Below are 21,253 nucleotides of genomic sequence, written 5' to 3' on the forward strand. Positions count from 1 at the left end.
TGCGTGATGGGCGTGAGGTCTACATCTACGGCGAGCGGGTGCCGGACGTAACCAAGCACCCTGCCTTCCGCAATGCCGCACGCTCCATCACACGCTTGTACGACACGCTGCACGACCCGGCGCAGCGCGATCTGCTCACCACGGTCGATGACTATGGCATCCGCACCCACAAATTCTTTGCGCCGAGCAAGTCCGCCGAGGAACTGCTTGCGGCGCGGGAAGCCATTGCGGCCTGGGCACGGCTCAGTTATGGCTTTATGGGCCGTACGCCGGATTACAAGGCGGCGTTCATGGCGAGCCTCGGCGCCAACCCCGAGTTCTACGCGCCGTTCGGCGACAACGCCCTCATCTGGTACAAGAAGTTTGCCTCGCGCGCATTGTTCCTGAACCACGTGCTCGTCAACCCGCCCGTGGATCGCAAAAAGCCGGTGCACGAGGTCGCCGACGTCTTCGTCCACCTGGTCAAGGAGCGAGACGACGGCATCATCGTCAGCGGCGCCAAGATGCTGGCGACCGGCTCGGCCATTACGCACGGTACGTTCGTGGCCCAGAACAGCTCCGTCCACCTGGCTCAGGGCAAGGCGGAAGACTTTGCTCTGGTATTCATCGCCGACATGGATACTCAGGGTGCCAAACTGCTGTGCCGCAGCTCGTATGAGGACAAGGCAATCAGCCCCTTCGATCACCCGCTGTCGAGCCGCTTCGACGAGAACGATGCGGTTCTGGTCTTCGACAACGCCTTTATCCCGTGGGAAAACATCCTCATCTACCGCGACGTCGAGAAGGCGAATGCCTTCTACCGGGCTTCTGGCTTCTTCAACCGATACAACCTGCAAGCGGGCACGCGCCTGGGCGTCAAGCTGGATTTCATGGCGGGGCTCTTCGCCAAGGCCATTGCGGCCAACGGTACGGACGATTTTCGCGGCGTGCAGGCGGCATTGGGCGATGTCATCGGCTGGCGCAACCTGATCTGGGCGCTGACGACGACGCTCTGCCTCGATACGCAGCCCGGCCCGGGGACATCGGTCATCCCGAAGTCGGAGCACGCCGCCACGATGCGCCTTTTCTCCCACCACTGCTGGGCCGAGATCCATTCACTGTTTTCCACTTTCCTCGGCGGCAGCCCGCTGGCAGCGCCGTCGAGCTACAAGGAACTGCTCAACGACGATCTGCGCCCGTTGATCGATAAGTATTATCGTGGCTCGGACAGCACCGCCGAACAGCGCATAAAGCTCTTCAAGCTGATCTGGGACGCCATTGGCACCGAGTTCGGCGCGCGCCACGCCCTGTACGAGCGGAATTATGCCGGCAACAACGAACAGATCCGGCTCGATGTCGTGAATTTCGCTCGCATCAAAGGCCATCTCAACGAGTTCAACGCTCTTGCAGATCGGTGCATGAGTGAATACGACCTGCACGGATGGACTGTGCCGCCGTGGGATTGGGAGGAGAAAAAGTAGTATCGGAGCAACCGATGCAGGCTGCCGGCGACATTCACTGTATTCAGGCCATGGTGCCCATGCGCGATGGCGTGAAGCTCAATACGTTCGTCTATCTGCCGAGACAGGCGGGACCGCGGTGGCCGGTGATCCTGCAACGGACACCCTACGGCATCACCTCCACCGAAGGCAAGGCCAATGCCGAGCTGGAAAGGCTCTGGTTATGGGTCGCGCGCAATATTCCCGGCCTTTCGGGCTCGCATCGCGCGGCCGTCATGCGTCGATTCGGCATCACTGCTGCAGCGCTCGAGCGCATCGCCTTAGCAGCCAGCGCGCGTTGTGCCCGCCTGGAGGCCGCAAGCCGCACCGATCCTCCCTTCGTCGGCAGCGAGGACTGGATGCATTTGCCTCTACTGAATTATCCAGACTTCGCGACCTGGCAGCCGTTTCTCGACGAGATCCTTTCCCATCCTGCTCCCGACGCGTTTCGCGCTCGGCACGATTTCCGGCGCACGATCTCGATCCCGGGATTCCATGCCACGACCTGGTACGACATCTTTCAGACCAGCGTGATCGGCGCCTTCCATGACATCCGGGCGCGCGTCGGAAACCAGCTGCTCTGGATCGGACCCAACCATCACTACTTCATCTACGAAAGCAACTTCTGGCCACGCGATCCATATTTCGAGTGGTTCGACCATTGGCTAAAGGATGAACCGAACGCAATCATGGACGCGGGCCGCGTGTACTATTCGCCGCGTGCGTGGATTGAAGACACGTCCGCGTATGTCGCGGATGATTGGCGCTACGCCGAGCATTGGCCGCCGCGCGATGTGACCCCGCGCAGATACTATCTATGTGGCGACGGCAACTTATCCGCCGAGGGCTCGGGGGGCGGGCCGCGCAGCTACCGCTACGATCCGCGCTTCCCGATTCCGACGCTTGGCGGACGCAACATGCTGATCGATGCCGGCCCGCGCGATCAACGCCCCGCACGAGCGTTGGAGAATTACGGACTTGTCTACCGCAGCGCGCCTCTCGAGACCGATACGACGATCGCAGGGGAAGTGATCGTGACGCTGCATGTCGAATCGGACTGTCCGGATACGGACTTCGTCGCCAAGCTGATCGAAGTCGGAGCGGACGGTCGCGCATTGCTGTTGATGGACGGCGTCGCGCGTGCGATGTTTCGAGATCGCGAATCGGGATCTGCGCAACCGATGGTTCCCGGTGATACCGTCCGGCTGGTCATCAGTCTTGCCCACATCCACCACACGATCCGCGCGGGCCATCGAATCGAAGTCGATATCATGAGCAGCAATTTTCCACGACGTGCTCGCAATACCAATAGCGGGCATCCCCTGCTCGCAGGCGACACGGCAGCCGATATGCGCGTCGCTCGCAATGTCGTTCACCACGGCGTTACGACCCCGTCGTACATCGATCTGCCGTGCCGCCCGCTTACCTGATCAATATTCCTGCTATCTTGCAGCACAAACGGGCCTCGCCCCGCAGGAGGCGGGCAATCTGGCGTGGCGGCAAGCCGTACGCCATGCGCACCCGGTAGAGGTAGGCATCCGATGTACACGGCGCTTAGAACTCTGGCAGGGATTCTGTTTCTGATCGCCACGAGCGGCGCGAACGGGGCCGACTCGTGGCCGGCGCGCCCCGTGCGCGTGGTCGTCGGTTTCGGCGCTGGCGGGCCGGATACGATGGGGCGGCTCGTCGCGACGCAGCTCTCGCGGCAGACGGGGCAGCAGTTCATCGTCGACAACCGTCCCGGCGCAAACGGCGTCATCGGTGCCGACATCGTCGCAAGAGCTGCGCCGGACGGACACACGCTGCTCTATACATCGGCGTCCTTCTACATCGGCGTCCTTCGCGGTCAATCCCGCCATCTACCGCAAGCTTCCTTACGATATCTTCAAGGACTTCGCTCCGCTCTCCCAGATCTCCCAAGGGGGTGGGCACATCGTGACAGTCAACCCATCGCTTTCGGTGCGCACCGTGAAGGAGCTGATCGCGGCTGCCCGCACGCCCGACAGCCGCCTCTCCTACGGCTCGGCCGGCATCGGCAACACGACCCATCTCGTGACCGCCCTGTTCAATTCACGCATCGGTGGACACATGGTGCATGTGCCGTACAAGGGCGCCGGGCCGTCGCTCGCGGCGCTCGTCGCCGGCGAGATACAGGTGATGTTCGCAACCTCGACGCTGGGACTTCCGCATATTCAGTCGGGAAGGCTGCGGCCGCTCGCCTACGACGCGCCGGCGCGGGCGCCCTTCCTGCCCGACGTGCCGACATTGACCGAAGCGGGCGGGCCGCCCACCGGGATGAATGTCAGCTGGCATGGCATGTTCGCGCCCGCCAGGACGCCCGCTTCCCTGCGCACGCGCATCGAGGGCGAAATACTGAAGGCGCTGGGCCAGTCCGACGTGCGCGAGCGGATCGGCAAGCTCGGGCTCTATCCGGTCGGCAGCACCTCGGCCGAGTTCGCGCCATTTGTTGCCGACGCCGTCAAGCGATTCGCGGAGATGGTGCGACTGGCTGGCGTGCAGGCTCAATGAGCCAGCCGGGCGCAACGTTTCTTCCACACAGAAAGGGACGAAAATGAGCATTCGCCGCGTCGTCACCGGCCACGACAAGAACGGAAAAGCGATCGTCATTTCCGACGGTCCTGCGACCTCCGTGAAGTCGCATCCCAACCGCCCGGGCCACCGCTCTACGGACATCTGGAAGACCACTGCCATGCCCGTGCCGATCTCGGCCGAGGAGCCCGATCCCACGCAGGGGCCGCGCGACTTCACCCCGCCTGACGGCACCAAGATACGCATCGCCGAGATCCCGCCGGAGCCCGATTTCTTCAAGACTCTTACGCCCGCTCAGGTGCAAGAGTTCTTCAAGTCGGGCGGCAACGAGTCGGCATCTACGTTCCATGAAAACGGGCGCCACCCGTTCATGCATCGAACCGAGTCGCTGGACTATGCGGTGGTTCTGGAAGGCGAGATCACGATGCTCCTCGATGAGCAGGACATCGTGCTGAAGGCGGGCGACATCGTGATCCAGCGCGGCACCAACCATGCCTGGAGCAACCGCTCCGGCAAGCCGGTGCGCATGCTCTACATTCTGATCGACGGGAAGTTCGACCCGGCACTCGAGGCCCAGTTCGGCAAGGCGCCGGCTACGGACTGAATGATTCCCCGCGGAAGCATGCAGCCTGTCGAAACGACAGACCGCGTAGCGTCCAGGTGCTCGATCGACTTACTCCGCCGGCCACTTGAACACCCTGGCCGCGGTGCCGTGCATCATCATCTGCACGTCGGCTACCGGTAGATAGGCCGCCGCATACTTGCGGATGATGTCGGCATTCTGCGCATAGGTGCCGCGCTTTTTGCCCATGGTCTGGGTCTGATCCGAGGCCCACATCAGGCGCTCGGCGCCATAGGCCGCGTGCACGCGCTTGATCAGCGGGTGCAGGTCCTCGTACTCGGGCGGCGCGCTGCCCGACACCAGCGGCAACGACGACACTTTCACGTGTACGTTGCGAAAGCGCGCGAGGGATTCCATGGCCTGCACCTTGCTCTCGCGCGCCTCGCCGGGCGTTGCCCAGGCGAAGTGATCGATGATGAAGGTGAGATTCGGATATTTCTTCAGCACCGGCTCCATCAGGGCCGGGCCGCTGCGGGTCCAGACGGCGACCGCCATATCCTGGTCGATGCACGCCTTCCATACTGGCTCGAAGCCGCCTTCGGCCAGCAGCTTCTGGTGCTCGGGTTCGTTCATCGACAGGCGCAGGCTGCACATGCCGGGCTGCTCCAGCCAGCGCGGCAGCAGCTCGTATTGCTCAGGCAGTTTAGGAATGAACCAGCCCATGACGCGAAAGCGTTCGGGGTACTTGGCCGCTGCCGCCTGCGCGCAGGCCGGGCTGCGATTGGGGGCGACACCGGCCGGGGAAATGACGGCACGGTCGATTCCGGCTTCGTCCATCAACCCGAGCATGCGCTCGGCAGGCATGGGATCAGGCAGGTGCGAATCTGCTCCCGGACCCCATGGCTCTTCAGGCGTATTCGCGTTCCAGATATGGACCTGTGCGTCGGTGATCATGCGCTCCTCCTATTATCGAGCGTTCCCTATTTCATGTCACGCTCGTCCCTCACCCCCAACCCCTCTCCCGGGGGGAGAGGGGAGCGTCGCGTCCGTATTGGACTGTCGTCCAATACGGAACGATCAATAATAGCGACCCGGCACCATGCCGAGCGCTTTGTACACGTCCGCGGCTTCTGGTGAGGACAAATACATCAGCAGCGCTCTGGCAGCGGCGGGCGACCTGGCGTGCGTGGAAACATAGCCCACGAGCGCCGTCGGCTTCGAAATCTCACTCGGCAACAGGCCAACGACTGCCACGCCCGGATCGTGGATTTCGCTCAAGAACGTCACACCAATGTCCACCTCGCCCTTTGCGAGTAGCGCCATCGCACCGGCGCCACCTTGTGCGCGCACGATTTTCGGCTGCATCTGTTCCACGATGCCGAGTCTCTCGAGCGTTGCATCGAAACTCGCACCCGCGGCCGCCCCGCGCGCCGGATCGGGATAAGCGACCGACTTCGCGGCCCGCAACATCTTCTTTACCGCATCAGGTGTGGCAATGTCCGGCATGGCCACGCCTTTGCGCACCGCTACCGCCACCGGAGCCACTGCCAGCGGCGTCTCGGTGCTGGCGACGACATGGCCGGTGGCGAGCACCTCCGACAATGGCGGCTGTACGATGGGCACGTCGAACACCTCGCCGCTCATGATCCGCATTTTGGTGCCGCCGCCCGAACCGAACGTTGCCACGACCGTGTGGCCGGTCTTGCGCTCGACGTCCGGAATCATTCTCTCGATCGGCGCCCGAATGCCCCCCGGCGCGATGAGCGTCACCGTGTCCGCCTGCGCGGATTGCGCTTGATTCGCCAATTGATCCCCTCGACACACTCGTCCTTGATCGAGCGCCTGACGGTTTTCTGGCACAACCACCGCCACGCACCGTGGCCGCCCTCAGCGCGGCTTGATGCCGGCCGCCTTCACCACTTTACCCCACGTGACGATTTCCTCCCGGATGACTTTGGCAAACTCGTCCGGTGTGCTGGCGACGGTCTCCATCGACATCGTTGCGAACCTCTTCTGCACTTCGGGCGCTCGGGAAGCGCTGGCGATCGCCTGGTGCAGGCGCTCGATGATGGGCCGCGGCGTGCCGGCCGGCGCGAGGATCCCGAACCATTGCGAGCTCTGGAAACCGGGCAGGCTTTCGGCCACGGGCGCCACCTCAGGCAGCGCCGGAAGGCGTTCGAGCGTGGTGACCCCGATCGCGCGGATCTTCCCACCCTTGACGTGCGGCATCGCGGATGAGACGGCGGAAAACGTCATCGCGACTTCACCCGAGATCAGTGCAATGTAGGCGGGCCCAATGCCCTTGTAAACAACCTGCTGCAGCTTGATGCCGGCCGCTTGCTGAAACCGCTCCGAGGTAAGATGAGGATGCGTCCCCGCGCCCGGCGAGCCGTTGGTGACCTTGCCGGGATCGGCCTTGGCAAGGGCGATCAAGTCCTTGATGCTCCGGGCCGGAACCGAAGGGTGGACCGACACGATCTGCGGCACGTCCACGACCATCGAAATGGGTGCGAAGTCGCGCACCGCGTCGTATGGCATTTTCGCGAAGATGTGCGGATTGATCGTGAGCGAGGGCTGGATCAGGAGCAGCGTGTACCCGTCCGGCGCCGCCTTCGCCACGAAATCGGTGCCGATGATTCCGCTTGCCCCGGCGCGGTTCTCCACCACGAACTGCTGTCCGAGCTCGGTGGTGAGCTGTTGCGCCATCAGGCGCGCCAGGATGTCGCTCGTGCCGCCCGGCGAGGATGCCGCGATCAACTTGACGGGGCGGGTGGGATAGTCCTGCGCCAGCACGCTTTGAGCAGTCAACGCGGATATCGACGCCGCAAGAAGCAGCGCCTGGTTTGCACGCAGTCTCATACGGGTCCTCCTCCAGTTCTTGGTGAGCGTTGGGCGCAAGTGTAGCGTGCTGCCGCGGCGAGCATCCATGTCATTACCTCTCGAACGTGTGCAGCGCAACCATCCGCACCTACCGCTTCTCACCGCCAACAATGGATGCTCCACGCTGCGAGCACCCATTGCGCTGTCAGCTGGGAATCGGCGCGCGGTGCAGCTTCACCGCCATCGCGACCGAGCTGTAGTACCCCAGCAGCGCCAGGACCTCGGCGATGCCATTGCGGCCGAGTACCTTTTCGACACGGTCGAAGACCTCGTCCGGGCCTGCGCCCGGCACCATCGCGATTCTCGTCAGGTCGTAGACCGCGCGCTCGCGCTCGTTGTCGAGCTCGGGCTCCCGACCGGCACGGATGGCGTCGAATACGGTCTGCGGAATCCCGAGCTTGACGCAGGTCCTGGTGTGCACGGTCCAGACGTACTCGCCCTTCCAATGATTGGCGATGATGCAGATCACCAGCTCGACCTCGCGCTCCGACAGCGAGCTCTTCTTGTTGAGAAAGGTGCCGATCGTCTCCAGTGCCGCGGCGAGCCTGGGCGAGTGGATCCAGATCCTGTAGGGAGTCAGCAGACGACCGCGCCCGGCGACGAGGTCCTTGAATACTTTCGCCTGCTCGGGGGTCAGCTCGCTTTCTGGAATATCCTTGATGCGAACGGGCTCGGACATTGGTGCGGCCTCCAAGGTTATACGGTGCGAGACCTCGCCATCTTACAATCTTCCACCCTGGCAACTCGCATCACTGCGGGTGGCCGATCCGATCAACGGCACGGAGAACACAACCATGCACTTAGGGCTCGAGGACAAGAAAGCGATCGTGTGTGCCGCCAGCAAAGGGCTGGGGAAAGCCTGCGCGATGCCAACTGGGAAGTCCTGGAGCGCCTCAGCGCGTATTGCGAAGCGCGTGGCCACAGCCTGCTGGAGCTGGCCATGAGCTGGCTGGCATCACGTCCGCTGCTCGCCAGCATCATCGCGGGCGCAACCACTCCCGAGCAGGTGGAGCTCAATGCACGCGCCGTCGACTGGCAATTGACCCCGGATGATCTGGCCGCGATCGACCATGCGACTTCACGCAGGAGCGTCGATTGAACGAATGCTGCGCTAATGCGTTTGCGCGCTGATCAGGCCGCGAACATCAAAATGATGGACTAGCGGGACCGGATCACGCGCTTACAAGCGCCTTCCGATTCGGCGGCAGGATAACCTTCTTGCTCGTAGCATAGCCCTGCTTGAAGTTCTGCCGATAGATGCAGGAGCGGTTTCGCAGCGGATCGCCGGCGACCACGACCAGCCACTCGCTTTGCGGCAGCAGCAGCGGAACCAGGCGATCGGGATCGTCGGAGACCCGCCAGGCCGGCGGCAGCTCGCCTTTCGCGACCAGGTCGTCCAGCGTCGTCCCCGGTACATGATGGTCGGCCTGCAGCATGCTCCATTCGTAATAGCGTGCCGGCACCAGCGCCTTCTGCTTGATGTATTCGGAGACGTCCTGCTTCGAATACCCGGCCTTGGCAAGCAGCGCCGCGATCACCGGCGTGAGCGCGAGCACGTGCGTCTCCACATAGCCGCGCGAGCTCTGGTACGGCTCGATCATCCGCTTGGCCCAATCGACGATGTAATCCAGGTGCCGCTGCGGCGCCTCGCCCGCGGTGGTGAACGGATCGCTCGCCGAGCGCACCGAGAGAATCGTGACGACGTTTTCCTGCGCATCGAAGCCGCGGCCGACATGCAGCGGCTTCCAGCCCATTGCCGCGCAGGCGCTCTCGTTTTCGGCAATGACCGTCCTGAAATTCTGACCGAAGGTCGCCATGTCGGTCGATCCGGTGAGAAACCGCGGGACGTTCCTGGCAAAGATGCGGTAGAAGCGTCCGATGCTCGTGTTCGCCTGGTTGCCGGGGCGCTGAGCGCCTTGACCGCTATCGAACCCGAGCTGCGTGCGAATCGGTCCATTTACGATGATCATGGCTTCCCAGCCTGGCGTGCTGCCGCCGTGCTTGAGCCCGAACTGCGCATCCGCCATAACCTCCACGATCGCCAGCAGGAGCGGCATGTACTCGGGCCGGCAGCCCGCCATCACGCCGTTGACGGCCACGTTCCACACCGTGGCGGCCGTGACGCTGGGATGCAGGACGCCCAGTTCCTCGTCGGGCGAACGGTCGGTGAAACGGAGAAATTCCTCGACCTTCGCCAGGGTCGGCGGCACGACGGGAAGCCCGTCGCTCCACTGATTGCGCAGGAAATACTCGTTCACCTGCTCGAACGTGCCCGAGAAAACGATATCCCTGTCGCCGGGTCCGGTAGCGAGCTCCTGTGCGGCCTCCGCAGTCTCCTTGTCCGTCAGCTGACGAACGATCTGGCCGACGAGGTGCTCCGCGATGTTCCTGGCGATGGTCGGGCGCTCGTGCGTCGAGATGACGCCCGGGTAGGTTGCAACGCGCAGGTCGACGCCCGCCTGCCTGCCGATCGCCTTGACCGATCTCGTGAATCCTGCGTCGATCGCAATTGTGACGGTTGGCACGCCGGCCAACTCGGCAGCGACACTGGCACGCGAACTCGCGGCCGTGCAGCTGCCTCATCCGGCATTGCCGGAGATGACGAAATCGCATCGATAATCGCCGAGCTTCCCCGGCAGCCCGCGGATCACTTCCGTTTCATGCGCACCATACGTATCGCCGAATTGCTCGTGCGAAACGAACTTCACCGTCGGAAAACGTTTCCGGATCTCCTGCTCGATGATCTCGAAGGTGAATTCACTGTCGAACTTGTGGTTCGACAGTTCTCCGATCGTGGCGCCATCCAGCGTCGCCCGCCGCGCGGTACGCGTTCTGGTCTTTCGGATCGGCCGGCCCAGCGGATGAACGACTTCGTAGTCAGACATGTGCAGGACTCCAACAACAAACGCAACGAACGGCAATTTCCCGTGCACGGACGATGAAATGATCGCCCGAATCGGCCGTGGACGCCAGCGCAAGCAGCAAGCCCGTTGGCCAGCTCGAACCGTCACGGGTCGGCCGATGCGCGCGGTGGACATCCGGCGCCATCGGATTTACTGTGCGCTGTACGATAGCATCGGAGGAGACAGCGATGGCGACCAGGACGTTGGAGAAGGTAACGGTCTCGGATGCCTATCTGGCGCTGATGGCCGACCGCGGCGTCGACTACCTGTTCGGCAGCGCGGGCACCGATTTCGCGCCGATGATCGAGGCGCTCGCCAAGGCCCAGGTGCTCGGGCTGCCGCATCCCAAGCCCGTGACCTGCCCGCACGAAAACACCGCCCAACACATGGCGATCGGCTACTACCTTGCCACGGGACGACCGGCACTCACCATGCATCACGTCAACGTCGGCACCGCCAACGCGCTCAACGGTCTCCTGAACGCAGCGCGCGGCCAGGTGCCGATGCTGTTCACTGCGGGGCGTACGCCAATCAACGAGGACACGTTGAAGGGGCACCGCTCGCTCGACATCCACTGGACGCAGGAGATGTTCGACCAGGCCGCGATGACGCGCGAGTCGGTCAAGTGGGACTACGAGCTGAGGAATGCCGAGCAGCTCGAGACCATCGTGGATCGCATGATCACGATTTCGATGTCCGACCCGAAGGGGCCCGTGTATCTCTCGCTGCCACGCGAGATCCTGTCTCTCCATCTCGAGAAGTTCACCTACACCAGCCCGAGCCGCATGCGCCCCGCGGCGCCCTCGGCGCCATCGCCCGAGGCGCTCGACGAGGCGGCCTCGATTCTGGCCAAGGCGCAGCATCCCGTCATCATCAGCAACTGGGCCGGCCGCAATCCGGAAGTCATGCCCGCGCTGACGGCGCTCGCCGAGCGCTATGCCATTCCCGTAGTCGAATACCGCAACCGCTATATCGCCATTCCCACGCACCACCCGATGATGGCCGGTGGAAATCCCGATCCGTTCGTCAGATCCGCCGACGCCATCCTGGTGCTCGACACGGCGGTGCCATGGCAGCCGTCGAAAGTCCGCCCGTCGGCCGACTGCAAGGTGATCCACATGGCGCCGGACCCGTTGTACACCTATGTGCCCGTGCGCGGATTCCCGGCGGACCTGTCGCTCGCCTGCGCGAGCGACATCGGGCTGCGCCTGCTCAACGACGCCATGGCCGAGCCTGCGAAGGCCAATGCCACCCGCATCGCGAAGCGTCGCGAGGAGTGCGCTGCGCAGCACGCGAAGCTGGAAGAAAATTGGGCCAGGAAGCTCGCGGCAAGCCAAGACTCTTCGCCCATTGCGCCGGCCTGGATCTCACACTGCATCAACAAGGTGCGCACCCGGGACGCAATCATCGTCAAGGAATCGCCGCTGCAAGCGCAATACCTCGACGTCGACCGGCCGTGCATGGTGCTGAACCCGGGAGCTGCCTCGGGACTCGGCCACGGCATGGGGGTCGCGCTCGGCACGAAGCTCGCCAAGCCCGATACGCTCGTCATCGGCACCGAGGGCGACGGTGCCTACATGTACAACGTGCCCGTCTCCGCGCACTACGTGGCGGCCGAGCAGCAACTGCCCATCCTGTGGATCGTGTTCAACAACCAGCGCTGGCAAGCAGTGCGCGGCGCAACGCTTGGGCTCAACCCAGACGGCTACGCCGCTAACTCGGAGCGCGCGCCGCTCACCTACTTCAGCGTCGAACAGCACTACGAAAAACTGGTGGAGGTCTCCGGTGGGTACGGAGAACGGGTCACCGAGTCGAGCCAGCTACTGCCTGCGTTGGAGCGAGCGATGAAGGCGGTGATGGTGAACAAGCGCCAAGCGCTTCTCAACGTCGTGTGCGACGTCGACCCCAACGCGGGCGGGGACTGAGCGGGCGGATCCCGCGGTTGCTCGTGGGCCCGAAGTTGCACTGTGCACACGGCTGCGCTCGGCGTTGCAGCCGACGAGCCCAGCGTCGATGACAACGAAGGGCGCCACCTCGGGCGCATGGTAATCTGCCGCGATCGCGGGGTCTCCACCAGCGGGAGCATGCGACTGATCGATATTCATACCATCATCGCCGCCAGTCCCAGGATCCTCGTGCTGCTATGGGCCGTCACGCTGCCTTTCCTTGCGTTCGCTGGCTGGCTGTTTCTGTTCCTGGCGAATCAGGAAGCCTCCCCCGTTCCCGCGGGTGTGCTGGCCGGATTGTTCCTGCTGATCGCTGTCACGCTGCTCGTCGGCACGGCCGAGCTGACGCACCACTACCTGAGATACGATGCCGTGCGCCTGACGTTCACGGGGGAACCTCCATTGGTGGGGAAGCGTCTCGATGCCGTCATCGACTTACCCCTGAACGCCGCTGGCGCATGGGTTGGCGCCGAGCTCGCATGCGTCCGCCTCCACCATGAAAGCATAGGGGCGAACCGGACCGCCATCTTCGAGAACGATTGCTGGAGCGAGAAGCATCAGTTCCCGGTTCGTCGCAACGGCAGGCGGGACAGCGCTGTCGTCCGGTTCGACATACCGGATTCGCTTCCGCCGTCCGGTGATGCGCACCCGGCCGGCGCACCCGCTTGCGCCCAATCCGGTCGCGATCAATACATCTGGGAACTTCGCATCCAGGCCAGCGGCGCGAACCTTGAATTCAGGCGAACGCTCGGCGTACACGTGCTGCCTCCGCCTCCAGGCTTCACGGCTGCCCGCCCCGCCGCCGAGTCGCGCCCCACAACCCGAGCCCGGTGAACACCACCCCCAGTGCAACTCCGACAATGACAGTGTCGTAACTGCCATAACGGTCGAACATCCAGCCCGCCCACCAGGGGCCCAGGGCCGAGCCCAGGCCGAAGCCCAGGTCGAGCAGCCCGAGGATCGTACCCAGGTTCTTTCCGGCGAACCGGTCGGAGACTGCGGAGGCGTAAACCGGGGCGATGCCGTTGTAGCCGATGCCGAACGTCAGCAGGTAGCCCGACAGCAGGGCGATGCGCAAGCCGGCGGATTCGGCCGGAACGAGAGTCGTCAGCCACAGCAACGCCAGCCCGACGAGGCTGATGGCGCATATGACGACGACGACGGCCGAGCGGCCGATCCGGTCGGAAAGCGGCCCCCAGATCAAGCCACCTATGGCGCGCAGCACACCGAGCATGCCGAAGATGACCGACGCCACCGGCAGGCCGTATCCCATGTCCACCAGCATGCGCGTCTGGTGCACGACGATGATCATGGTGCACGTGCCCGTCATCGTGACAGCGAGGGCCAGCAGCCAGAAATCCGAAGCGCGCACCGCGTCCCGGATGGTCGCGTCGGACTTGGGCCGCGCGGTGCGCGCGGCGGCTCGCGGCGACGGACCATCGAGCGCGAGGCCAAAGCGCTCGGCGGAATGGCGATGAAACAGGAGGTTGATGGGAATCAGCACCACCATCGCGGCAATGCCAAACCACCACAGGGTGTGGCGCCAGCCGATGTGCACGATCAATTCCGCACTGAGCGCCGCGATTACGAGGGAGCCCAGGCCGACGCCGGCCAACGATGCCGCGGATGCGAGCCCTCGCCGCCGATCGAACCATCGCGGCACGATGGCCATATGCGGAATGAATCCAAGCGTCGCGTAGCTGAACCCCAGCAGGATGCCGTAGGAGACGGTCAAGCCCGCCAGGGACTCGCTCGCCGAGGAGAGCATCAGCCCCGCCCCCATGCAGAGCGCGCCGATCGGAAAGAGCACGCGCGCGCCCAGGCGGTCGAACAGGTAACCGCTCAGCGCCGCGGTGCAGGCATAGACGATCATGGCGGCGGAAACCACGCCCGCCGTTTCCGCACGCCCCCAGCCGGTCTCGTCGAGGATCGCGGAATAGAAGACGCCGAATGCGAAGCGAAACCCGTTGGAAACGAACAGGGTGACGAACATGACGGCGACGATGACCCAGCCGTAGTAGATGCCGCGCCGGCCGAACCAGGCGATCAAATCGGACACGATGCGTTCACCTGCTAATGCGTCCTCTATCCGACAACGACTGCGGGGCCGCTGGCGGCCCGGGCTGCTACCGTCTCTGCCAGCTTGACGAAGTCGCCCTCCCGGAGCTTACTATCGACAGCCAGGTTGAAGAGAGTGCGCGTGCTTCGCACTGTGCGAATGACTCGACGTGCGCCTCTTCAGTGATCATTTCGGCACGAGCAGCGGGGGTACCCCCGCAGATTCGAGGAGGCTTTGCAAGCAATGGACGTGATCCCGACGGGCCGCGCGCTGGGAGCCGAGATTACCGGCATCGATCTATCGCAGGATATCTCCGCCGCGCAACGCGAATTCATCTTCAACGCCTACGCAAAAAACCTCGTGTTGCTGTTCCGCGGGCAACGCTTGAGCTTCTCCGATCTGCTGCGGCTGCGCGAATTGTTCGGCCCGCCCGGGCGCGCCGCGAATCAACTGCTCGGCCTGGGACGCAAGAAATACTTGCCGGACGAAGTGCCGGACGATATCACGATCATCTCGAACATCGTCGATGCCGAGGGCAAGCCCCTCGGGGCGCTCGGCAGCGACGAAGCGTTTTGGCATACGGACAGCTCGTTTACGGAAAAGCCGATTTCTGCGAGCTTGCTGCACGCCATCGAAGTGACCGAGCAAGGCGGCGAAACCGCGTTTCTGAACATGTATAGTGCCTATGAGGATATGCCCGCCGAGCTGGCAGCAAGGATCAACGGCAAATACGCCAATCACTCGAAAGTACACAATTCCGCCGGCGTGCGCCGTCCCGAATTCGCCGACGTAACGGATCCGTCGAAAGCACCGGGGGTGAAACACCCGATCGTGCGTACCCATCCGTTCACGGGGCGAAAATGCCTATACCTCGGACGCCGCCTCAACTCTTACGTCTTCGGTCTGGCACTCGAGGAAAGCGAAGCGCTGCTCGACGAGATCTGGGCGCATACTTGCCAGGACAAATACGTGTGGCAGCACAAGTGGCGGATCGGAGACCTGCTCGTGTGGGATAACCGCTGCACCATGCATCATCGCAATGCCTTTGCGCCCAATGCGCGCCGGCTCATGCACAAATCCACGTCGGCCGGCGAGGCCGTCATTTAATCCCCCGCCGGCCATTCTCGACAGGAGGGCGCTATGGCACTCACGGCAACGAAAGCAGAAGTTTGGGCGGTAAGGATCGACGACCGCGCAGGAGGCGTAGCCGACAAGCTCGAACCGCTCGTGAATGCGGGGGCGAACTTCGAAATGGTGTTTGCGCGGCGCACGCCGGAAAAATCGGGCAAGGGCATGTTGTTCGTGACGCCGGTCAAGGGGGCCAAAGTGACCCGCGCCGCCCGGGAAGTCGGCATGGGCAGCCCCAAGACCATTTATTCCGTAAGGATCGAAGGCGCGGACCGGCCGGGCCTGGGAGCGAAGATCGCGCGTGCCCTCGGCGAGGCGGGAATCAGCTTTCGCGGCATCAGCGGAATCGCCATCGGCAGGAAGTTCGTGAGCTACATCGCGTGCGACAGCGCCAAAGACCAGACGAAGGCCATTGCGGCGTTGAAGAAGCTGAAATAGCGCGGCACAGCACACCCGGCCACCGCACTGTTCTGGCAGGACATGCTGGGTGAAGCGGTAGCGGTCGCGGTCGCGATCGCGGGCTACGACCGCCAGCTTTGGGATGAGTCACCGCGCGCAAGCGGCAGCAGTGTTCAAGCTTGGCCTTCACAGGCCAGCCGCAACGACTCGCGTTCGCCGTCGTCCAGAGAGGAACCAAACTGCAGCAGGTGCTCGAGAACGTCGTCCGTCTCGAAGTACGCCTTACGGCAGTCGAGGTGCACGAATCCCCCCGGCGAGAAGCGGCCCGCCTCGAAGAAGACCAGGCGAATCCGCCAGCCTCCATGCGTGATTGCCTGCCGGCAGGCGCGGCAGGACGCTTGTCCGCTCGGCGCCCGCTCTGCACCGTCGATGCGTGCAAGGCGGTGGTGCGCGAGTGTTCTACGCGCCGTGCGCTCCAATCCTTCCCGGTCGGGAACGTTCGCCGGTGCTTGCGCGAGAGCCTCGAGAAGCGGCGCCGGGCGCTTGCAGGCCGCACAGCCGGGATGAAACCACAACGTCATCTCGCTCTCGGCGAACGGATTGGGCAGGCGTTCGCCGAAACGCAGCTCGCCGCGCCCGATACGACGGCCGCAGCCGCGGCAGCCGGAGCGACCGCTGGTGGCGGGTTCGATCAGGTGAGGCACCGGATTACCTCCGCTCGACCGTGACGATTGCGCTAGCTAGCTGGCCTTCCGATGACCTCCCTCATCATTGCGCATGCCCGGCACCGAACTCCGGCCCGGCGAGCTGCACGCGGACATGGATACTCATGCGGGGTCCCACGCGGGACTGTGCGGCGGATTGACGATACGCGTACCGCGCTCCAGCGCCGAGATCGCGGCCATCTCGTCGTTCGTCAGCGTAACGTCGAGCACCTTCAGGTTGTCGCGCAACTGTGCGACGTTCTGGACGCCGGGGATGGCGACGACCCCTTCCTGCTGCACGAGCCACCGCAGCGCGACTTGCGCGATGCTCAACTGCCGCTGCTGCGCGATCTCCTGCAGCACCGGATCGTTCAGGAGTGTTCCGCGCGCAAGCGGCGAATGAGCGATCAGCACGAGCCCGAGCTCGCGCATCAGGTCCAGGAGCGGGCGCTGGCTCAGATAGGGGTGGTACTCGACTTGATTGGCCGCCAGGTCGCCAACGATCTCCAGGGCCTGCCGCAACAGGGCCGCCGGGAAGTTGGACACGCCGATCGTACGCGTCTTGCCTTGCTTGCGCAGCGCTGCGAACTCACCCAGGGCCCACTCCAACGGCACTGCCGGGTTGGGCCAGTGGATCAGCAGCAGATCGACATAGTCGGTTTGCAGCAGGCGCAGGCTCTTGTCGAGCTCGAGCGCGAGGTCCGACTGCGGCGGTGTCTTGGGGTGCAGAAGCTTCGTCGTCACCCAGACGTCGGTCCGCGCGACCGAAGAGCGCGCCAAGGCCTTCCCGACCGCCTCCTCGTTGCCGTAATACCGGGATGTGTCGATGTACCGGTACCCTTCGGCGAGCGCCGCTTCGACGAGATCGCGGCCCGCATCGCCGACATTGCCCAGCGTCCCGAAGCCGATGCCGGGCATCGTGTACTTTCCCAGGCGTTCGTTTTCCATAAATCACCGCGTCATTTCGATATCTTCATCTCGCGTATCAACTTGGACCACGTCTTGAGCTCGGAGTGGATGAACGCGGTGAAATCGGCGGGTGAATTGCCGACGACGATAGATCCCTCGGCTGCGAGCGTTTTCACGATTTTGGGGTCTTTCAGGGCTCTGGCCGCCGCCTCATAGACGCGGGTCAAAATGGCGTTCGGCACTGCCGCCGGAGCGAACAACGCGTACCAGCCCGCCTTGTCGTACCCAGGCACGCCGGCCTCATGGATGCTTGGCACATCCGGCATGATGTCCACCCGCTGCTTCGTGGTAACCCCCAGAGCGCGCATCCTGCCCGCTCTCACGAAGGGGGCTGCCGACGAGATGCCGGCCATCAACATCGGGACTTCCCCACCCATGAGGCCGATCTGAGCGGGGCCGGCTCCCTTGTACGGCACATACGTCAGTTGAATCTTGGCCATGTGTGCGAACAGCGCCGTGGTGAGGTGGATGTTGCTGCCGACCCCGCCGGTGCCGGCAAGAACTTCTCCAGGGCGTTTGCGGGCGAGCGCCAGCAATTCCCCCACGCTCTTCGCGGGCAGCGAGGGATGAACGACCAGGATATTCGGCGTCTGCGCGAAGTTCGTGATGGGCTTGAAATCCTTGACCGGATCGTAGGGAAGATTGGGATAGAAGTTCGGGTTGAAGACGTAGCTCGCGGACGTAAACAGGAACGTGTAGCCGTCCGGTGCCGATTGCGCCACGTAGGCCGAGCCCAGGGTGCCACCCGCGCCAGAGCGATTTTCAACCACGATGCTGCCGCCCAACTCTTGCCCGAGCTTGTCCGCCAGGGCGCGCGCTATGAAATCCGTGCCCCCTCCCGCTCCGAATGGAACTATGAGGCGGACCGGACGGCTGGGATAGCTGTCGGCGCCGATCGCCGGCAGCGCGGTCGATCCCAACAGCGTTGCGAACAACGGGAAACAGGCGAGCTGACGCATGATCTCCTCCTCGTTATTGGTGTCATCGGGTGTACGCACACGGCTGCTTTTCCGGGCCAGGGCGCAATGCTCACGCTTCCGGTTATGCTACTGCAAAATCACTGCGGCAAAACGAACTGTCGCTGCTCCGAACAACCCCAGCGGTTCAGCAGGCACGATCTTGGCCATCGAATCGCCAATAGGCCCGTACGGGCAGGACTGGGACCGAGTGACCCGATGAAAATTACCCGAATTGAACCGATCCTTGTCCGCACGCCGATGCTACTGGACGACGCCGTGCCGCACGCCGGCGGCGCACCGAAGACCGACGTGCATACGGTACTGGTGAAGGTGGAGACCGACGACGGCATCACTGGCTGGGGCGAGGCGTTCTCCAACGCAGGCTGGCAGAGCACGATGACGGCGATTGCGCAGCTCATCGCGCCGCGCGCGCTCGGCAAGGACCCCACGAACATCGCCCAGATCCAGGCCGATTTGCACCGCGGTCTGTACAACACCGGCCGCAGCGGTCCGACCGTGTACGCCATTTCCGGGCTCGACATCGCGCTCTGGGACATCGCCGCCAAGCGCGCCGGCATGCCCCTCTACAAGCTGCTCGGCGGTAGTTCGCGCACCACACTGCCGGCGTATGCGAGCCTGCTGCGCTATGGTGCAGCGGATGTGGTGGAGCGAAAAACGCGCGAAGCGATCGAGCGCGGTTATCGCTTCATCAAGCTGCACGAAAACAGGATCGACATCATCCGAGCGGCCAAGCGGGCGTGCGGTAGCGACGTGCCGCTGATGGTGGATTGTTCCTGCCCCTGGACCGTGGACGAGGCGATTGCAGCGGCCCGAAAGCTTGCCGATCAGGAACTGGCCTGGCTGGAGGAACCGATCTATCCGCCAGACGATCATTCGGGTCTGGCAAGGCTGCGCGCCGTGGCGCCCATGCCCATCGCCGCAGGGGAAAACTGCTCGAATCTGATGGAGTTCAAGCGCCTGATGGAAATCGGGGCCATCGGCATTGCACAGCCCAGCGTCACCAAAGTCGGTGGCGTCACCGAAATGCGCAAGGTGTTCGCGCTGGGCGAGGCGCATGGCGTGGTGGTCGTGCCGCATTCGCCCTACTTCGGGCCCGGCCTGATGGCATCGATCCATGTCTGTGCCGCCGCAGCGCGCGAGATACCGATCGAGCGTTACTACTGCGATTTCGCCGAGACGCCCTTCGGCGATCAGATCAACCCGAACAACGGCGAGTTTGCGCTGCCGCAGGGACCGGGGTTGGGGCAGGATCCGGATGAGGCGCTGGTCGCGCGCATGCGGGTGGGGTGAAGTTCCATCATGTCCGAAGAGGAGAAATCCATGTATGCCGTTGTGGTTCCACTCAAGGTGAAGCCGGAGATGCGCGAGAAATTCCTTGCTGCGGCTTTGGACGATTCCACCTGTTCGCTGCGCGACGAGCCAGGCTGCTTGCGCTTCGACGTGCTGCAGGACAACGCGGACCCGAACAGGTTTTTCTTCTACGAGGTCTACCGCGACGAGGACGCGTTCAAAGCGCATCAGGCAGCCGCGCACTATCCGCGCTGGCGCGCTGCCGCCGCCGAAGTCCTGGCCGAGCCCACCAACGCCAGTCGCTGCTCGACGATCTTCCCGAAGGACTACAAGTAGGCGGACTCGCGAGCTCTCCAGCCGACATATCGTTCAAGGGCGACAAGCAGCGATCCGTCGTCGCAACGGTGGAATCGTCGCCGCTTACCGCTGGATCTTCGCTGGCCGAGGCCAGCGCTGCGCCATCCGCGGCAGCACCTCCTCTACCAACCGCTTGGTCTGCGTGTACATATCTTCGTCTCCAGCGGCCGCCGGACGCAGGACGAATTTGGAGGCGCCATTCTCGACGTAGCGGGCGATCCGCTCGATGATCGCTCCAGCATCGCCGCAGACGAAGTGCGCGCCGGCGTCGCGGCCGGTGCGGGCCTTGTAGTGCTCCATTGCTTTCGCCACGCCAGGATCGTCCGGGCCGCCGAAGCGATAGGAGAAAGCGGCGCCGTAGTGATCCTCGTCGATCGAGCGGCCCGTTCTGGCCGCGGCATCCTTGATCGCGGCGATCACGCGGCCGACCGTTTCGGGCGTCTCGGATCCCGCCTGCCAGCCGGTGCCGTACTTCGCCGTGCGCCGCAGCGCCGCGTCCGACGATCCACCGATCCACATCGGAAAAGCGGCCTGGACGGGCAGCGGCGAGATCGAGGCGCGCGTCAGCCGGAAGTGCGTCCCCGTGTAGCTCAGCTCTTCACCCTTCCACAGCCGGGAAATGATTTCCAGCGCCTCGTCCGTCTTGCGGCCGCGCGTGGTCGAGTCGAGGTGCATGGCATCCCATTCGGCGCCTCTCGGGCTGCCGATGCCGAAGCCGGGCAGCATGCGGCCTTCGGACAGCACGTCGATGGTGGCGCATTGCTTGGCCAGCAGCACCGGATCGCGCATCGCGACCGCGACGACGTTGACACCGAACTTGATCCGTCGCGTGCGGCCGGCGACCGCGGCCAGGGCAGTCATGCATTCCAGAAACGGGATGCGGCTCACCAGGCGATCGTTCTGCCAGATCGAGTCGACGCCGCCCTGCTCGCACAGATCGACCCAGCGCCAGAAACCGGATGTTGTCCGGAACGGGTATTCCGCTAGACCGACACCGGCGGCGATACTGCGTGGCATCTATTGTCCTGAGTCAGAGGTTCGTCATGCC

22 protein-coding genes are annotated in these 21,253 nt (G+C 63.9%); 11 read left to right on the forward strand and 11 right to left on the reverse strand.

Features of this window, described 5'->3' with window-relative positions; all coding sequences use genetic code 11:
* The 4 genes from GEV05_18340 to GEV05_18355 all read left to right on the forward strand — a co-directional run.
* Nucleotides 1–1,460 (forward strand): Pyoverdin chromophore biosynthetic protein pvcC (locus GEV05_18340; protein MPZ45312.1); only part of this gene is annotated, 1,460 nt, incomplete at its 5' end.
* Nucleotides 1,421–2,908, forward strand: a complete 1,488-nt coding sequence (locus GEV05_18345; GenBank protein MPZ45313.1) for a CocE/NonD family hydrolase — start codon at nt 1,421–1,423, stop codon at nt 2,906–2,908. The genes GEV05_18340 and GEV05_18345, both read left to right, overlap by 40 nt.
* Before the next feature lie 111 nt (nt 2,909–3,019).
* A complete protein-coding gene (locus GEV05_18350) occupies nt 3,020–4,054 on the forward strand; it encodes a hypothetical protein (GenBank protein ID MPZ45314.1) in 1,035 nt (344 codons plus the stop codon).
* Entirely contained in the window at nt 4,051–4,632 is a 582-nt protein-coding gene (locus GEV05_18355; GenBank protein MPZ45315.1) for a cupin domain-containing protein, read from the forward strand. Before GEV05_18350 ends, GEV05_18355 begins: the two co-directional genes overlap by 4 nt.
* A 69-nt stretch (nt 4,633–4,701) precedes the next feature.
* Here GEV05_18355 and GEV05_18360 read toward each other — a convergent pair whose 3' ends face one another.
* From GEV05_18360 to GEV05_18375, 4 genes are all read right to left on the reverse strand, one after another.
* The gene (locus tag GEV05_18360; GenBank protein ID MPZ45316.1) at nt 4,702–5,544 is read right to left on the reverse strand and encodes an amidohydrolase family protein; all 843 of its coding nucleotides are present in this window, start codon (nt 5,542–5,544) and stop codon (nt 4,702–4,704) included.
* Nucleotides 5,545–5,667: 123 nt separating this feature from the next.
* Complete coding sequence (gene modA / locus GEV05_18365) at nt 5,668–6,462, reverse strand: molybdate ABC transporter substrate-binding protein (GenBank protein MPZ45317.1); 795 nt, start codon at nt 6,460–6,462, stop codon at nt 5,668–5,670.
* Between the two features lie 15 nt (nt 6,463–6,477).
* Nucleotides 6,478–7,608, reverse strand: a complete 1,131-nt coding sequence (locus GEV05_18370) for a tripartite tricarboxylate transporter substrate binding protein (GenBank protein MPZ45318.1) — start codon at nt 7,606–7,608, stop codon at nt 6,478–6,480.
* Between the two features lie 7 nt (nt 7,609–7,615).
* On the reverse strand, nt 7,616–7,939 hold the full coding sequence (locus tag GEV05_18375) for a hypothetical protein (GenBank protein ID MPZ45319.1): 324 nt from the start codon (nt 7,937–7,939) through the stop codon (nt 7,616–7,618).
* Between GEV05_18375 and GEV05_18380 the strand changes: the two genes are divergently transcribed.
* A complete protein-coding gene (locus tag GEV05_18380; protein ID MPZ45320.1) occupies nt 7,916–8,569 on the forward strand; it encodes a hypothetical protein in 654 nt (217 codons plus the stop codon). The two genes, GEV05_18375 and GEV05_18380, sit on opposite strands and share 24 nt — an antisense overlap.
* 73 nt (nt 8,570–8,642) lie before the next feature.
* Here GEV05_18380 and GEV05_18385 read toward each other — a convergent pair whose 3' ends face one another.
* On the reverse strand, nt 8,643–9,995 hold the full coding sequence (locus tag GEV05_18385) for a hypothetical protein (protein ID MPZ45321.1): 1,353 nt from the start codon (nt 9,993–9,995) through the stop codon (nt 8,643–8,645).
* A 54-nt stretch (nt 9,996–10,049) separates the two neighbouring features.
* Complete coding sequence (locus GEV05_18390; protein ID MPZ45322.1) at nt 10,050–10,355, reverse strand: hypothetical protein; 306 nt, start codon at nt 10,353–10,355, stop codon at nt 10,050–10,052.
* 206 nt (nt 10,356–10,561) lie between these two features.
* On the opposite strand from GEV05_18390, the gene GEV05_18395 reads away from it, so the two are divergent.
* Nucleotides 10,562–12,298, forward strand: coding sequence for a thiamine pyrophosphate-requiring protein (locus tag GEV05_18395; protein MPZ45323.1), 1,737 nt, complete (start codon nt 10,562–10,564; stop codon nt 12,296–12,298).
* Nucleotides 12,299–12,457: 159 nt separating this feature from the next.
* Nucleotides 12,458–13,153 (forward strand): hypothetical protein, encoded by a 696-nt coding sequence (locus tag GEV05_18400; GenBank protein MPZ45324.1) that lies wholly within the window; start codon nt 12,458–12,460, stop codon nt 13,151–13,153.
* Here GEV05_18400 and GEV05_18405 read toward each other — a convergent pair.
* Nucleotides 13,101–14,378, reverse strand: a complete 1,278-nt coding sequence (locus GEV05_18405) for an MFS transporter (protein ID MPZ45325.1) — start codon at nt 14,376–14,378, stop codon at nt 13,101–13,103. The two genes, GEV05_18400 and GEV05_18405, sit on opposite strands and share 53 nt — an antisense overlap.
* A 243-nt stretch (nt 14,379–14,621) precedes the next feature.
* On the opposite strand from GEV05_18405, the gene GEV05_18410 reads away from it, so the two are divergent.
* Together GEV05_18410 and GEV05_18415 are read left to right on the forward strand one after the other, a co-directional pair.
* Nucleotides 14,622–15,485: a TauD/TfdA family dioxygenase gene (locus GEV05_18410; GenBank protein ID MPZ45326.1), complete on the forward strand. Its 864-nt coding sequence runs from the start codon at nt 14,622–14,624 to the stop codon at nt 15,483–15,485.
* A 33-nt stretch (nt 15,486–15,518) separates the two neighbouring features.
* On the forward strand, nt 15,519–15,944 hold the full coding sequence (locus tag GEV05_18415) for an ACT domain-containing protein (protein MPZ45327.1): 426 nt from the start codon (nt 15,519–15,521) through the stop codon (nt 15,942–15,944).
* A gap of 134 nt (nt 15,945–16,078) precedes the next feature.
* Here the strand turns inward: GEV05_18415 and GEV05_18420 are convergent, their stop codons facing one another.
* The 3 genes from GEV05_18420 to GEV05_18430 form a co-directional block, all read right to left on the reverse strand.
* Nucleotides 16,079–16,609, reverse strand: a complete 531-nt coding sequence (locus GEV05_18420; GenBank protein ID MPZ45328.1) for a hypothetical protein — start codon at nt 16,607–16,609, stop codon at nt 16,079–16,081.
* Nucleotides 16,610–16,732: 123 nt separating this feature from the next.
* Nucleotides 16,733–17,557 carry a hypothetical protein gene (locus GEV05_18425; protein MPZ45329.1) on the reverse strand — a complete coding sequence of 275 codons (825 nt, stop codon included), beginning with the start codon at nt 17,555–17,557 and terminating at the stop codon, nt 16,733–16,735.
* Between the two features lie 11 nt (nt 17,558–17,568).
* Nucleotides 17,569–18,537: a tripartite tricarboxylate transporter substrate binding protein gene (locus GEV05_18430; GenBank protein MPZ45330.1), complete on the reverse strand. Its 969-nt coding sequence runs from the start codon at nt 18,535–18,537 to the stop codon at nt 17,569–17,571.
* 66 nt (nt 18,538–18,603) lie between these two features.
* Here GEV05_18430 and GEV05_18435 point away from each other — a divergent pair, with 66 nt between their 5' ends.
* Together GEV05_18435 and GEV05_18440 are read left to right on the forward strand one after the other, a co-directional pair.
* Entirely contained in the window at nt 18,604–19,848 is a 1,245-nt protein-coding gene (locus tag GEV05_18435) for a mandelate racemase/muconate lactonizing enzyme family protein (protein ID MPZ45331.1), read from the forward strand.
* A 9-nt stretch (nt 19,849–19,857) separates the two neighbouring features.
* Nucleotides 19,858–20,184, forward strand: coding sequence for an antibiotic biosynthesis monooxygenase (locus GEV05_18440; protein MPZ45332.1), 327 nt, complete (start codon nt 19,858–19,860; stop codon nt 20,182–20,184).
* An 84-nt stretch (nt 20,185–20,268) separates the two neighbouring features.
* Here the strand turns inward: GEV05_18440 and GEV05_18445 are convergent, their stop codons facing one another.
* Nucleotides 20,269–21,222 (reverse strand): LLM class flavin-dependent oxidoreductase, encoded by a 954-nt coding sequence (locus GEV05_18445; protein ID MPZ45333.1) that lies wholly within the window; start codon nt 21,220–21,222, stop codon nt 20,269–20,271.
* Nucleotides 21,223–21,253 lie beyond the last annotated feature (31 nt).

The sequence above is a fragment of the Betaproteobacteria bacterium genome, from assembly GCA_009377585.1.
Classification (GTDB): Bacteria; Pseudomonadota; Gammaproteobacteria; order Burkholderiales; family WYBJ01; genus WYBJ01.